Source organism: Sphingomonas glacialis, assembly GCF_006439055.1.
Taxonomy (GTDB): domain Bacteria; phylum Pseudomonadota; class Alphaproteobacteria; order Sphingomonadales; family Sphingomonadaceae; genus Sphingomonas; species Sphingomonas glacialis_A.
On sequence record NZ_RCZC01000009.1, the window covers coordinates 176,235 to 189,931 of the forward strand.

At 67.1% G+C, this 13,697-nt stretch carries 16 protein-coding genes and 1 pseudogene; 9 read left to right on the forward strand and 8 right to left on the reverse strand.

Annotated elements, in window-relative coordinates:
- Positions 1–270 precede the first annotated feature (270 nt).
- Positions 271–1,317 (reverse strand): L-glyceraldehyde 3-phosphate reductase, encoded by a 1,047-nt coding sequence (mgrA, locus tag EAH76_RS21260; RefSeq protein WP_140852263.1) that lies wholly within the window; start codon positions 1,315–1,317, stop codon positions 271–273.
- Between the two features lie 272 nt (positions 1,318–1,589).
- On the opposite strand from mgrA, the gene EAH76_RS21265 reads away from it, so the two are divergent.
- Both EAH76_RS21265 and EAH76_RS21270 read left to right on the forward strand, forming a co-directional pair.
- Complete coding sequence (locus EAH76_RS21265; protein WP_140852264.1) at positions 1,590–3,095, forward strand: NAD(P)/FAD-dependent oxidoreductase; 1,506 nt, start codon at positions 1,590–1,592, stop codon at positions 3,093–3,095.
- Positions 3,096–3,211: 116 nt separating this feature from the next.
- On the forward strand, positions 3,212–4,855 hold the full coding sequence (locus tag EAH76_RS21270) for a hypothetical protein (RefSeq protein WP_140852265.1): 1,644 nt from the start codon (positions 3,212–3,214) through the stop codon (positions 4,853–4,855).
- 35 nt (positions 4,856–4,890) lie between these two features.
- Here EAH76_RS21270 and EAH76_RS21275 read toward each other — a convergent pair whose 3' ends face one another.
- Both EAH76_RS21275 and EAH76_RS21280 read right to left on the reverse strand, forming a co-directional pair.
- Positions 4,891–5,514, reverse strand: a complete 624-nt coding sequence (locus EAH76_RS21275; RefSeq protein WP_277754311.1) for a methyl-accepting chemotaxis protein — start codon at positions 5,512–5,514, stop codon at positions 4,891–4,893.
- Positions 5,515–5,520: 6 nt separating this feature from the next.
- A complete protein-coding gene (locus EAH76_RS21280; RefSeq protein WP_140852267.1) occupies positions 5,521–5,847 on the reverse strand; it encodes a methyl-accepting chemotaxis protein in 327 nt (108 codons plus the stop codon).
- Between the two features lie 384 nt (positions 5,848–6,231).
- Between EAH76_RS21280 and EAH76_RS24745 the strand changes: the two genes are divergently transcribed.
- The 3 genes and pseudogenes from EAH76_RS24745 (at position 6,232) to EAH76_RS24630 (ending at position 7,119) form a co-directional block, all read left to right on the forward strand.
- A complete protein-coding gene (locus tag EAH76_RS24745) occupies positions 6,232–6,366 on the forward strand; it encodes a hypothetical protein (RefSeq protein WP_277754309.1) in 135 nt (44 codons plus the stop codon).
- A gap of 265 nt (positions 6,367–6,631) precedes the next feature.
- Positions 6,632–6,757, forward strand: a pseudogene (locus EAH76_RS24895) (hypothetical protein); the annotation flags it as partial.
- A gap of 59 nt (positions 6,758–6,816) precedes the next feature.
- Entirely contained in the window at positions 6,817–7,119 is a 303-nt protein-coding gene (locus tag EAH76_RS24630) for a hypothetical protein (RefSeq protein WP_241659826.1), read from the forward strand.
- Here EAH76_RS24630 and EAH76_RS21290 read toward each other — a convergent pair.
- Positions 7,104–8,597, reverse strand: coding sequence for a DUF4403 family protein (locus tag EAH76_RS21290; RefSeq protein ID WP_140852268.1), 1,494 nt, complete (start codon positions 8,595–8,597; stop codon positions 7,104–7,106). The two genes, EAH76_RS24630 and EAH76_RS21290, sit on opposite strands and share 16 nt — an antisense overlap.
- Before the next feature lie 141 nt (positions 8,598–8,738).
- On the opposite strand from EAH76_RS21290, the gene EAH76_RS21295 reads away from it, so the two are divergent.
- Together EAH76_RS21295 and EAH76_RS21300 are read left to right on the forward strand one after the other, a co-directional pair.
- Positions 8,739–9,746, forward strand: coding sequence for a polysaccharide deacetylase family protein (locus EAH76_RS21295; protein WP_140852269.1), 1,008 nt, complete (start codon positions 8,739–8,741; stop codon positions 9,744–9,746).
- Positions 9,747–9,756: 10 nt separating this feature from the next.
- On the forward strand, positions 9,757–10,545 hold the full coding sequence (locus EAH76_RS21300; protein ID WP_140852270.1) for a glycoside hydrolase family 75 protein: 789 nt from the start codon (positions 9,757–9,759) through the stop codon (positions 10,543–10,545).
- Between the two features lie 144 nt (positions 10,546–10,689).
- Here EAH76_RS21300 and EAH76_RS21305 read toward each other — a convergent pair whose 3' ends face one another.
- Genes EAH76_RS21305 through EAH76_RS21315 form a run of 3 tightly spaced genes read right to left on the reverse strand, consistent with a single transcriptional unit; the run spans position 10,690 to position 12,076 of the window.
- Positions 10,690–11,157 carry a RidA family protein gene (locus tag EAH76_RS21305; RefSeq protein ID WP_140852271.1) on the reverse strand — a complete coding sequence of 156 codons (468 nt, stop codon included), beginning with the start codon at positions 11,155–11,157 and terminating at the stop codon, positions 10,690–10,692.
- Entirely contained in the window at positions 11,154–11,798 is a 645-nt protein-coding gene (locus tag EAH76_RS21310; protein WP_140852272.1) for an HAD family hydrolase, read from the reverse strand. Before EAH76_RS21310 ends, EAH76_RS21305 begins: the two co-directional genes overlap by 4 nt.
- On the reverse strand, positions 11,795–12,076 hold the full coding sequence (locus tag EAH76_RS21315; RefSeq protein ID WP_140852273.1) for a DUF3572 domain-containing protein: 282 nt from the start codon (positions 12,074–12,076) through the stop codon (positions 11,795–11,797). The genes EAH76_RS21310 and EAH76_RS21315 overlap by 4 nt, the downstream gene beginning before the upstream one ends.
- A gap of 36 nt (positions 12,077–12,112) precedes the next feature.
- On the opposite strand from EAH76_RS21315, the gene EAH76_RS21320 reads away from it, so the two are divergent.
- Entirely contained in the window at positions 12,113–12,475 is a 363-nt protein-coding gene (locus EAH76_RS21320) for a response regulator (protein WP_140852274.1), read from the forward strand.
- 189 nt (positions 12,476–12,664) lie between these two features.
- Here EAH76_RS21320 and rpmG read toward each other — a convergent pair whose 3' ends face one another.
- Positions 12,665–12,832, reverse strand: coding sequence for a 50S ribosomal protein L33 (gene rpmG / locus EAH76_RS21325; protein WP_010162189.1), 168 nt, complete (start codon positions 12,830–12,832; stop codon positions 12,665–12,667).
- Positions 12,833–13,092: 260 nt separating this feature from the next.
- Here rpmG and EAH76_RS21330 point away from each other — a divergent pair, with 260 nt between their 5' ends.
- Complete coding sequence (locus EAH76_RS21330) at positions 13,093–13,656, forward strand: TMEM165/GDT1 family protein (RefSeq protein ID WP_140852275.1); 564 nt, start codon at positions 13,093–13,095, stop codon at positions 13,654–13,656.
- The last annotated feature ends 41 nt before the right edge of the window (positions 13,657–13,697 follow it).

Here is a 13,697-nt window from a genome sequence, read left to right on the forward strand (position 1 = left end):
AGCCGGAGCGTGCCTAGCGCATTTCCGAAACGTGATGGGCATTTCGAGATTTTGGTAAGGTGCCGCGCGATGCCATGGCCGAGCGTGACGGAAGACCCGCTCGGTGCCGGTCAGAACTCGCGCGTCACCGGGGCTACGTCTGCTGCACGTTCTGGACCGGCTCGACGCGATCGGCACGATCTTCGCCACGGGGCGTCGCCACGGCTGCGTGGTCGGGCTGTTCGTGCCCGACCCCACCGCAACCCGACGACGCCCGTGCAAGCGCCGGCATCACGCCAGCGTCGAAGAGACCTTCCAGAGATCGATATCCGCTTCGCCCGCATACTGGTCGATCTCGCGCAACTCGGCCTCGTCGAAGTCGAGGCGCTGCAGCGCATCGAGCGAATCGTCGAGCTGTGCCATCGTGCGTGCGCCGATCAGCGCCGAGGTTACGCGCGGATCGCGCAAGACCCAGGCGATCGCCATCTGCGCGAGCGTCTGTCCGCGCCGTTCGGCGATCGCATTGAGCGCGCGAATGCGGTCGAGCGTCTCGGGCGACAGCATCGTCTCCTGCAGCGATCCGCCCTTCGCGGCGCGCGCGTCCGCCGGCACGCCGCCGAGATATTTATTGCTGAGCAGCCCCTGCGCGAGCGCGGAGAAGGCGATGCAGCCCGTCCCGAGATCGGCCAGCGTGTCGAGCAGCGCCGCTTCGATCCAGCGATTGAGCATCGAATAGCTCGGCTGGTGGATCAGCAGCGGTACGCGCTCCGCACGCAGGATCTCCGCCGCCTTGCGCGTCAGTTCGGGCGAGTAGGACGAGATGCCGACATACAGCGCCTTGCCCTGCCGGTGGAGCTGCACGAGCGCGCCCATCGTCTCTTGGAGCGGCGTCTTGGGATCGACGCGGTGCGAATAGAAGATATCGACATAGTCGAGCCCCATTCGCTTGAGGCTCTGGTCGCAGCTGGCGATCAGATATTTGCGCGATCCGCCGACGTCGCCGTATGGCCCGGGCCACATGTCCCAGCCGGCCTTGCTCGAGATCACCAGCTCGTCGCGGTGGCCGGCGAAATCGGTCGCCAGCACGCGCCCGAAATTCTCCTCGGCCGAGCCGTAGGGCGGGCCGTAATTGTTGGCGAGATCGAAATGCGTGACGCCGCGGTCGAACGCACGGCGCAGGGTTGCGCGACCGGTCTCGAACACGTCGGCGCCGCCGAAATTCTGCCACAGCCCGAGCGAGATCGCCGGCAGGTCGAGCCCGCTGCGGCCGCACCGGCGATACGGCATGCGACCGTCGTAGCGGTCAGGGTCGGCGGTGTAGGGCATGGCGTAGGGCATCGGGAAACTCCTGTCGGACGGGCGTCGCTTCGGGCGCAGCAAACGCTTCATAAACACAGGGAGGCGGCGGGAGTGCCGGGTTCGTCGGATTTTTATGCGTCGGTCTTAGGGACGCTGCGTCTCATCTCGCGCATCGCAAGGTGTGGGATTGTTCCTCCCCCGATTTCCCCAACGCCAAGACCGCCCGCACGCGGCCTTACCGGATTTTAACCATACCTTAGGCATTCAGAGCCAGACCGGGCGGGCAAAGATACCGGCGAAGGAATTGTTTCATGCACCGCGACCAGCCTGTCGATGTCGCCATCATCGGCGCGGGCCCGGCCGGCCTGACCGCCGCGTATCAGCTGACCAAGCTCGGCTATTCGGTGACGGTGATCGAAAAGGACCCGGTCTATGTCGGCGGGATCAGCCGGACGGTCGAGAAAGACGGCTTTCGCTTCGATATTGGCGGGCACCGCTTCTTTTCGAAGTCGAAGGAAGTGGTCGATCTGTGGAACGAGCTGCTCCCCGACGATTTCATCGAGCGGCCGCGGATGAGCCGCATCTATTATGAAGGCAAATTCTACAGCTATCCGCTGCGCGCGTTCGAGGCGCTGCGCAACCTCGGCATCTGGCGCTCGACGCTGTGCATGGCGAGCTATGCTCGCTGGAAGATGCGGCCGCACAAGGACGTGAAGTCGTTCGAGCAATGGGTGGTCAACCAGTTCGGCCACAAACTCTATTCGATCTTCTTCAAGACATACACAGAGAAGGTGTGGGGCATGCCGTGCGGCGAGATGTCGGCCGACTGGGCGGCGCAGCGAATCAAGGGGCTGAGCCTCGGCGGTGCGGTGCTCGACGGGATCAAGCGCTCGCTCGGCCTCAACAAGCGCCGCAACGACGGCATGGCGGTGAAGTCGTTGCTCGAGACCTTCCGCTATCCGCGGCAGGGCCCCGGCATGATGTGGGATGCCGCGCGCGACCGCGTCGTCGAGGGCGGCAACCGCGTCGAAATGGCGACCTCGCTGCATCAGCTCAGCCATGACGCCGTCACGGGCCGCTGGCGGGTCGCGGTCCAGCGCGACGGCGAGATACGGACGCTCAACGCCGGACACGTCATCTCCTCGGCGCCGATGCGCGAACTCGCCGGGCGGATCCATCCGCTGCCCGAGACGCTGCCGCTCGCGCTCGACCTGCGCTACCGCGACTTCCTGACGGTGGCGCTGATGATCCGCGCGGACGATCTGTTCCCCGACAATTGGATCTACGTGCATGATCCGCGCGTGAAGGTCGGCCGGGTGCAGAATTTCCGGAGCTGGTCGCCCGAGATGGTGCCCGATCCGACGCTCGCCTGCGTCGGGCTTGAATATTTTTGTTTTGAAGGCGACGGTATCTGGTCGTCGAGCGACTCCGACCTTGTGGCGCTCGCGACCGCAGAACTCGCTACGCTGGGCCTGTGCGATCCGGCGTCGGTGGTCGGTGGCGAAGTCGTGCGGCAGGAAAAAGCCTATCCCGTCTATGACGATGCCTATCGCGCCAATGTCGATGCGATGCGCGAGGAGCTCGAGGCGCGCTACGACACGCTGCATCTGGTCGGCCGCAATGGCATGCACCGCTACAACAACCAGGATCATGCGATGATGACGGCGATGCTGACGGTGCGCAACATCGTCGCCGGCGCGCGGATCTACGATATTTGGGCGGTCAACGAGGACGCCGAATATCACGAGGCCGGTCACGACGGCGAACAGGCTGCCCTTTCCAGCGTGCGGCATGTGCCCAAGCGGCTCGCTGCATGAAGCGCGAGCGGCTTTGGCCAGCGGTCTTGGCCGGCTGGGGCATTGCCGCTGTCGTGCTGATACTCGTGTCGACCCAGCAGATTCTCGGGCTTTGGTTTCCCGATCCGGACGATGCCATGCGTCTGTTGGAGGTACGGGATTGGCTGAATGGGCAAAGCTGGTGGGATGTCAGCCAACACCGCCTCTGGGACGGGCATTTTGCGATGCATTGGTCGCGGCTTGTGGATTTACCGCTCGCGCTGATGATGGCGGTGTTCGACCCGATCTTCGGCCCGGCCGCCGCGACGCGGGTTGCTCTGGTTGCGCTGCCGCTCGTCACGTTGCTCGCGGTGATGGCACTCGGAGCCGAATTGACGCGGCGTGTGGCGGGGCTGGAGCGCGCGAAAATGGCCGTGCTACTCGTGCCGCTCTCTATACCGCTGCTGTATCAGCTGCGCCCGTTGCGGATCGACCATCATGGGTGGCAGATCGTGCTCGCGTTGATCGCGGCCAACGCGTTATTGGCCAAGCCGGATGCGCGCTCTGGGTCGCTGATCGGGCTTGCTCTCGCCGCGCTTTTGACCATTTCGCTCGAGGGCATGCCGATCACCGTTGCGATCCTCGGCGTCGCTTTGCTTGCTTGGGCGTTCGATCCGACGCGCCGCGCGCAGGCGCTCGCCGCGTCGTGGACGTTGACCGGCGCGGTCATCGTGCTGCACGTCGCGACGCGCGGTCCGGCAATCCTGACAGCGGCGTGCGACGCGATCTCCCCCGCCTGGATCGCCGGGCTCAGCACCGCAACGCTCGGCGTCACGCTTGCGATGATCGTGCGACGCGCTCCGCTTGCGATACGCTTGGGGATGTTGGGGGTTGCCGGCGCGGCCGCTCTGGCGATGCTTGGCGCTCTTGCCCCGAAATGCTTCGGCGGCCCGTTTGCCGGGCTTGATCCGCTGGTACGCACCTTCTGGTATGATAAGGTTTCGGAGGGGCTGCCGATCTGGGATCAGGTGCGGGTCTGGGCGCTGATGACCATCGGCTTCCCGATCGTCGGGCTCATCGGCGGCCTCTTTGCGTGGCGCGCGAGCGAGGGTCGGGAACGCGTGCAGTGGGCCATGGTGCTGGCATTGGCCGTTGGATCGTTTGCCTTGTCGCTGCTGGTCGTTCGCTCGGGGGCGACAGCGAATGCGCTGGCGCTGCCGGGTGGGGCGTGGGCGCTCCAAGCCATGCTGACGCGCGCGCGCGCGGTCACATCGGTGGCGATCCGAACTCTGGCGACCGCAGGGTCATTGACCGCGGCGACACCGGGCCTAATGGCGGTTGCGATCTTGGGCGTGGGAAATGCGTTCGGAATTGACGCCAGGCCAGCGGCGCCAAAGCTCCATCGGCCATCGTGCGAGCATGGGCATGAGATTGTCGACCTGGGGCAGTTGCCGCCGTCGCGGGTGTTCGCGCCGCTCGACGTAACGCCCGATATCCTGGCGCGGACCAAGCATAGCGCGATCGGCGCCGGCTATCACCGGAACGTTGCTTCGATCCACACGGTGATCGCCACGTTCATCGGCACTCCGCAGGATGCGCATCGCCGGGTGCTGGCCAGCGGGGCGGCGTATGTCGTCGGATGCCCCGGCGAGAATGAGACGGAAATGTACAAGCAGGCTGCGCCGAACGGTTTCTGGTCGCGCCTCGAACGAGGCGATCGCTTCGCATGGTTGCAGCCTGTGCCGCTGTCACATTCGCCGGTTCTGGTGTGGAAAGTCATGCGGGAACCAACGCGGCCCTGACAGGCGCGGCAGCCGCCCCACGGTCGCTCTTTACCTCACGCCGCGACCAAACGCGGCTGTTTGGCGCGCTGCACGGAGGCAGCCGGCGCGTTCCGCGGCGCATCGACCGTGAACGCACTGGCGTTCTGCTGGAGATCGCTGACTTCGTTCGACAAGGATTTGGCGGCCGCCGACGTCTCCTCGACCATGGCCGCATTCGGCTTGATCGAGCGGTCCATATCGCCGACCGCGACCAAGATCTGCGTCACCGCGGTTGCCTGGGTCGCATTGTCGTTGGCAATCCGATTGACCAGCGCCTCGACATCGGCGACCGACGAAAGGATCAGGTCGAGCGCGCCGTTCATGCCCTGGACTTGGCCGACGCTGCTCGAAATGCGGTCCTGCGTTTCCTGGATCTGCCCGCGCGCGCGCCGCGCTTCTTCCTCGGAGCGGCTGGCGAGCTGGCTGACCAGATCGGCGACGACATCGAAACCGCGCCCCGCCTCGCCCGCGCGGCCCGATTCGACCGCGGCGTTCATCGCTAGCACGCGCGTCTGGAATGCGATCTTGTCGAGCCCCTCGATCACGCCGTCGATCGAGGTCAGCGATGCGGTGGTCTGCTCCATCGCTGCTGCACTGCTTTGCGTGCGATGCGCGAGCGATTCGGCCGCGCCGGCGATTTTGACCTAGCCCGACATGATCGTGACGGTCGCCTCGCCGACGCGCCCGATCGGTGCTCCGAGCGCCCGCGACGCGCCGTTGAAATTCTCTTTTAACGAGGCGTAGTCGTCACCGACCTCTTCTTCGATGAACACGGTGAGGTCGCCGTTGGTGAGGCGATGCAGATATTCGTTCAATAGCTGTACGATGCGTTGCACGGCCTCGCGCTCTTCCATGCGGGCCAAGGTCAGCGCGCGGAATTTGAACATCGCCTTGGTCATTCGGCCGACGCAATCCTCATCGTCGGTGTAAGCAACCGCTGAATCGAGATCGCCTTTCGCGAGCGTTTCCATCCGCCCAACAGTGTTGACCTAGGGCGTGCAGACCCGCGTGCGGAACACCAGAGTCTTGCAGGGGGTGCTTCTGGAGGACGGTGGAGGACGATCAGCTTGGGACGCGTGGAATCTGCCGAGCAGGCCGCCTGGCCCCGGCTGCCCTTGACCTTCGCCACGCTGATGACGGCGTTGGCTCGGACAACCTTGCCGCCGCGCGCGAAGCCTATGGCGATCTCCAGACGTCGCTCCAGCCGCATCTCGGCAGCCTGATCGCCCCGGTCGGCGCCGCGCTCCGCAATGGCGAGACGGCGCAGGCGGGCCGCGCCCTCGGGCAGCTGCGCGGCGTGATCGCCGCGGCGGCGAAGGTGCCGGGAGCCACCCCCCACAGCCACGCCCGCCGGCATGCCCACGGGCACTTCCCCCGACACCGGCACCAATACCGGTTCGGACACGCCACAGACTGTCGTGCCGACCGCGCTGGTCGTCCCGACCCCCGCGGCCGCGACCGCAGCGGCGGCGTTCGACCGGCTCGTCTGAACGCCGCGCGTCAAAAATACCGGGCCCCGCGGCCGATGCCAGCGGTGGCTTGCTACAATGGATGAGGGATCGGTGAAGGCTAACGCCGGTCCCCCGACCGATCCGCTGCGGGACGCCCCTTGATCCCGCCCAGGCGGCGAAGACCAGCCCCGGCGGCGCGTGCCCACCCCTGCGCGCCGCCCGGGGCTGGCATTCGGGACGGCGACGATTCGATCGAGCGGGTGTCGGGTGAGGACGGGACGGCATACAACAGCGCGAATATCGCATAACGACGCGGGCCCCCGCCCGGCTCAGGCACGGGCTCTGCTGGTCGGACGTGCTGGTGCGCAACGTTTCGCGCCGCGGCTTTATGCTCGAGCTCAAAAATCCTCCGGCGAGCGGCACCATGATCGAGCTGCGGCGCGGACAGATCGTGGTGATCGGCCAGGTGACCTGGGTGCGCGACGGTCCGTGGGGGTGCGCGCAGAGGATGCGATCGACATCGCCGAGTTCGTCGCGATGGTCCGTGCGCGCGCCACCTGGCAGCCGGGCGACGGCGATCGCCGCCTGCAGCCGCGCGGACGCTATAGCGACATCGCGATGGCCAGCCAGCGCCTCGCGCGCGCCGGGCGGTGGGCGGGGCTGAGCGTCATCGCCGTGCTCGGGCTGTACACGATAGTCTCGGCGGCGGATTCGGCGCTCGCCACGCCGAAGGCGCCCATCGCGCAGATGCCGGAGGCGCCCGCTAGCGTGGCCGATCAGCGCGGGCGGTAGGCGATCGTCGCCTGGCCGACCGCATGGACCGGCATGAACAGCCCCTTGCCCGTCACCGCCAGCGTGCCGTTCTCGACCCGCGTGACATCGGCCGACAGCACGAAATCGCCTTCGCGCCGTGAACCGATCGCTTTGCGCGCGGCGGTCAGCACCTTGGCGTAATCGGGTGCGAAATCGTGGCTCAGGCCTTGCGCGATGCTCGCGCGGATCGACCCGTCCTTGAACAGCGCGATCAGCAGATTGGTGATCTCGCTATCGGTATCGGTGGCGATCGCCACGTCGCCCACGCGCACCAGCTGCGAGCCCGGCACGTTGTACGGGATCGCGGTCAGCCACACCTCGCCCTTGGTCGCGAGCAGCGCATTCTGCCGCGTCTTGGCCTTGGCGACCACGCCGACCGCGAGATGGCCGCCGGTCGTGGCATAGACGGTGACCTTGCCGAACTCGACATCGACCGGGCCGACCCCTGCAAGCGTGATCCCCTTCTGCGCACGCTTGAGCAAGGCACGCCGCACTACCGGCTCGAGCTGCGCATAATCGGCGAGTACCGGGATGAAGAAGTTGAGCCCGCGCTGCCCGATCTTCCGTGCAGGCGGGGGCAGCGGGGTCGCGACCGGATCGGCCGGACGGTCGCCGACAAAGGTCTCGGTCAACGCATCGGCGGCCAGCGTCAGCGTGAGCGTCCGCCGGTCGATACTGTAGCCGCCGACGCCGAGCTGCTTGGGCGTGATCCGCATCCAGGCCGGCGGCCGCTCGCGGTTGAGCTGGATCGCGGTGAACCCCTGTTTCCACGCGCTGGCAAGTTTCGCGCGCAGCTGGAGCTTGTTGAGTTCCTTCGGCAGCGTCTGTTCGAGCTTGGCGATCACCGGCTTGAGCCGCGCATCGGCCTTGCTCGCGAATTCGATCCGCTGGCCGAGGAAATCGATCCCGGGCGGGGTCGTCCAGTCGTAGTCGATCGAGACCTTCGCGCTCGGCGTCCAATTGCCGACGACCGAGAGCCGCGCGACCGCGTGGACGATCGCATCGCCGGTCGCGGTCTTCGACGCGATGCCGCCGACCTTCTTCGCCGCGATCGTCGCATGGATCGGCATCGTGATCGTCAGCCGGTCGCCGCGTCCGCCGAGCACGAGCTTGCCGCGCCGCACATCGCCGATGATCCGGCAGCCGAGCTTGGGCAGCACTTTGACCCTGGCGATGCCGAGATCGACGCGCTTGGCCGCGACGCATGAGTCGAGCTGCCGGTCGATGCTCCACAATTGTTGCGGAATCTGCGTCTCGAGCGCGCGCTGCAAATCGTCGAGCGAGCCCGAGATCGGTACGACGATCGACGAGGTCTGCAACGGAAAGTCGGGCGCCGAATCGACGCGCGGCGGGGCAGGGGATCGCACCGAATGGCTGCAGCCTGCCGCGAGCAGCAGCGACATCGCGGCGGTCCAGCGAATCGACCGTGTCCTGCGCTGCTGCTGTCTGCTGCTCATTCGGTCATTACGCACCCGCTCGCGTTCGGTTCATTCGCGCAGGGCTTGTTTCGTGCGGCGCGCGTGCCACATGCGCATCCGTCGCCACGCTGATCGCTTCCTCCGATACGGCGTTATGCCCCTCGCCGTAGCAGGACCCGCATGTTCGACTCTCGTTTCCTTGGCGTCCGCGCGCGCGCCGCCGGCCTGGCGCTCGCCTCACTTGTCGCCGCGGTGGCAACGCCGCTCCACGCCAAGGGCGTCGCGATCACCTTCGACGATCTGCCGGTCTATGGCCGGTTCTGGACCGCCGCCGAGGGCCGGCAGGTCACCGATCAGCTGCTCGCCGGACTGAAGCGCAACCATTGGAAGGCGATCGGCTTCGTCAACGAGATCCAGCTCGATGCCGCCGACCGGCCCGCGCGGATCGCCTTGCTCGAAGCCTGGCTCGATGCCGGGATGGATCTGGGCAACCACACCTATTCGCACCCCTCGCTGACCAAGACGCCGGTCGAGACCTATATCGCCGATGTCGCGCGCGACGAGACGGTGACCGCGCCGTTGCTCGCCGCACGCGGGCGGCGCGAGCGCTGGTTTCGCTATCCCTTTCTCGAGACGGGCACGACACAGGCGGTGCGGATGCGCTTCGAGGGCTGGCTCGGCGCGCATGGCTATCGCGTCGCGCCGGTGACGATGGAGAATAGCGACTGGCAGTTCGCCACGCTGTACGACGACGCCGTCGCGCGCGGCGACACCGCGGGGGCGGCGCGGATCCGGCAGGAGTATCTGGTCTTCACGCGCAAGATCGTCGCCTGGTACAAGCAGGTGGCGATTGGCCTGCTCGGGCGCGAGCCGAGCTTCGTCTTCCTGCTCCACGCCAGCCGCCTCAACGCCGCGAGTATCGACGCGCTCGCCGCGATTTTTCGCGAGGCGAAGTTGCGGCCGATCACGCTCGACGCGGCGATGCGCGACCCGGCGTATCGCACCGCCGATCATTATGTTGGGGCCGACGGCAATGAATGGCTCGAACGCTGGTCGCAGACGCTCCACAAGCGCCTGCCGTTCGAGACCATGCCGAGCGTGCCCAAGGCGGTAGTCACGGGCGATGCCCGGCTCGAGGCGATCCCGGATCCGCGCGCGCCGACGGGCGTTGTTCCGGCGCATCCGTAGGAGGCCCGTGATGGTGTTGCGTACGCTCCTTCTCAGCCTGTTGGCGATCGTGCCGCCTGCCACGGCCTATGCCGCGCCCGCGCCCGCGCCCGCGACGGTCGATCTCTCCGCCGGCCGGTCGCTCGACGAAACCTATCGCCACGAATTCGGGCTGTGCGACGCGAAGGACCGCTTTCGCGGGCACCGCGTCCATGGCTGCCGCAACGATCCCAATGCCGTCACCGCGTTGCGGCGGCTGCCCGACGGGACGATCGCCTATGTCTCGAAGCTCGCGGTCGATCTCGACGGGTCGCCCTTCGCGTGCAGCCCGGAGCACGGGTCGATGGATCAATGCCCGACCGCGCTGATGCTCCCCGACGGGCGCGGCGGCGAAGTCCCGGTCGATGCCGACCGCATCCCCTATGTCGTGATTCCGTGGGAAGGGCCGTCGGATGTCGAGGGCCAGTTCACCGCGCTGACCGGCGTCAAGGCGGGCGATTTCGGCTATGTCGTCCATGACGGCGTGACCGTGCCGGTCATCGTCGCCGATACCGGGCCGTTCGAGAAGCTGGGCGAGGGGTCGATCGCGCTGCACCGCGCGCTCGGCCGCGAACTGTGCGCCAGGCGCGACAAGGCTGGCGTCTGCGTCCGCGTGGTCGATCCGATGGAAAGCATCCAGGGCGATGTCGTGACGGTGCTCTTCCCCGGCAGCGCGCGCGACGATCTCACGCCGGCGACGATCGCGCGGACGATCCCGGTCGAAGTCGCCCTCCTGCGCGCGCAGGCGGCGCGGCGGGGACCGCACCACGCGAACGGCTAACGCGCAAATCCTCCCCCGCTAGGGGGAGGTGGCGCCAAAGGCGACGGAGGGGGAGGGAAGCGGGACCGCTCCAACAGGGCGCTGCGGTTCCGCCCCCTCCGTCACGCTGCGCGTGCCACCTCCCCCTGGCGGGGGAGGATCTAATTACAGCGTCGAGATCTGCACGATCGCATCGACCTCGACCGCCGCGCCGAGCGGGAGCGCGCTGACGCCGACCGCGCTGCGGGCATGCTTGCCGGCCTCGCCGAACAGCTCGACCATCAGGTCCGACGCGCCATTGGCGACCTTGGGCTGGTCGGTGAAATCGGCGGTCGAGTTGACGAACACGCCGAGCTTGACGATCCGCTCGACGCGGTGGAGCCCGCCGAGCGCCGCCTTGATCTGCGCGACGAGCATCAGGCCGCACGCCTGCGCCGCTTTCTGCCCGGCCTCGAGATCGACCCCATCGCCGAGCCGCCCCTTGACCAGCGCGCCGTCGATGAACGGCAGCTGCCCCGAGATGTGGAGCAGCCCATGCGCATCGACCGCGGGCACATAGGACGCGACCGGCGCGGCGGGGGCGGGGAGCGTCAGGCCGAGGTCGGCGAGCTTGCGGTCGATACGGTCGGTCATGCGGAGGTCCTTTCGGGGGTGGCGGTGGCCGGCACGCCGGCGGTGAAACGGTCGGCGATCCAGGCCTGCGCCGCCTGCCAGTCGTCGATGCGGACATGCGCGTCGGGCGCGGGCGCAACCTGGGGGGCGAGATCAGGCTCCGACACCATGTGGAGCCGGAACACGCCAGGCGCATGCTTGGCGACCGAGGCGTGATGCACGGCGAGATCATCGACGAACACCGTCACGGGATCGCCGAATTCGGCGACCAGCCGCGCGACGGGGTCGCCCTTGCCGCCCTGATTGGTCTCGACGCGGTACGGCATGTCGTGGCCGAGCAATTGCGCGATGCGGGGCTCGCGGTTGGTGTCGGTGAGGTTGGTGAGGATCACCACGTCGGCGACTTGCGACAAAGCCGCGAGCGCTTCGCGCGCGTGCGGCACGAGCGTCTGGCGGCCCATTTCGGCGGGGAAGAAGCCGTGGAGCAGCTCCCACATTTCCTCTTGCGTCGGCTTGGGGCCGCCGCCGCGGCGCGTCATCGCCGAGAAATCACCGCTCTCATGCGCGAAGTCGATATCGTGCGTCTCGCGCAGCCATACGCCGAAGTGCCGCACCATGTGCAGCAGCACCTCGTCGCAATCGCAGATCAACAGGCCCTTCATTCGTAATACTCCGGATCGAGCGCGGCGCGCGCGGCAACGATGGCTTCGGGCCGCTCACCGATCCCCTCGGAGCAGGCGAGCAGATCGGGTTCGTAATTCTCGAGAAAGCCGAGCACAGCCGACAGGACAGCGGGTTCGCTCGCCCGCGCACGCAGATCGTCGGGGGTGAGGCCCGTCGTGTCGAGCAGGCGCTGCGCACGATCCTCCTCGCCGAGCGTCCAGACGAGGGCGTTGAGTGCGATCTGCATCGGGTCGGGGTTTGTCACTGCGCTGCGCATTGGGTAGGACGTCCCATGGACCAAGGAATGGCGGGCGTGGCAAAAAGGGTGCTCGTTGTCGAGGACAACGAACTCAACCTGAAACTTTTCTGCGACCTTCTGCGCGCGCATGAATATGCGACCGAAGGCGTGCGCGACGGCCGCGAGGCGGTGGTCCGCGCACGCGCCTTCGCGCCCGACCTGATCGTGATGGATATCCAGCTGCCGCATGTCAGCGGCTATGAGTTGATCCAGCAGTTGAAGGCCGATGCGGCGCTCCGCGCGATCCCGATCATGGCGGTGACCGCCTATGCCGGACGCGAGGATGAGGAGCGGATTCGCGCGGTCGGGGCGGACGCTTACGTGTCAAAGCCGATCTCGCTGATGCGCTTCGTCGATTCGGTCGCGGCGCTGCTGTGATCTTCTAAGCCCCTCCCCTTCAGGGGAGGGGTTGGGGTGGGGACGTATGATCTCGTGGGCGCTCTCTGCGAGGCACTTCCCCACCCCCAACCCCTCCCCTGAAGGGGAGGGGCTTTTTAGGAACGCGAAAAGGCCGCCGGGCGAATGCCCGCGGCCCTGATCGACGCAACCGGCCTTGCGGCCAGCGGCTTACTTGATCTTGGCTTCCTTGAACTCGACATGCTTGCGCACGACGGGGTCATACTTGCTGAAGCTCAGCTTCTCGGTCTTGGTGCGCGGGTTCTTCTTCGTGGTATAGAAGAAGCCGGTGTCCGCCGTGCTGACGAGCTTGATCTTGACCGTGGTCGGCTTTGCCATGACCTGAATTCCTGTGATCTGAAAATGCAAAAGCGGCGAACGAGCCGCCGCTTGAAGCGTTGCCCGATGGCGGAACAGGCCATGGATGTCAAGCGCGCGCAGCGATTCGTGCGCGGTTAAGCTGGTCTTTATGCGTTGCCGCTTAGCCTGTGCGGCGAAGGGGCAAGAGCGTATGCACGCGGCATGTGGGGGAATCGATCGGAGCGAGCAAGGGCGCGGTGGGCGAGTCGTGCGATTCGCCCGGCGGAACGGCTGAGCACATGGACGCGCTGATGGCCGCGCTCGTCGCGGCGCTGTTTACCCAGGCGAGCGATCGCACGCCGTGGACCGCGGCGCTGCTCGGCGATCGCCATGCCAGCAAGGCCGCCGTGATCGCCGCGACCGCGCTGGCGATCGCGCTCGGCAATGCGCTCGGCGTGGTCGGCGGGGTGATCGTCGCGCCGTTGCTCTCGCCCAATGCGCGCGACCTTTTGCTCGCGTTCGCGCTGGTCTCGGCGGGTGCATCGGGCTGCTGGTCGATCAAGCCGCCCAAGCTGCGCGACTGGCGGCTCGGCGCGTTCGGGACGAGCCTGGTCGCGGTCGGGATGCTCGGTTTCGGCGACCGCACGCAGTTCATCACTGCAGCGCTCGCCGCGCGCAGCACGACGCCTGCGCTCGCCGCAGTGGGCGCGACGATCGGGGCGATGGTCGTGCTGGTCCCGGCGATCCTGCTGGGCACGCGCGGTTTGCGCAAAATCCCGACCACCGCGCTCCGCCTCGGCGCTTCGGTCGTGTTGTTGATTTTTGGCGCGGTTCAAGGGCTTGGCGCGCTGCGGCTGATCTAGCGCGGCGTTCGATGTGATCGTATTTTTGCCCGCGCGGCGAG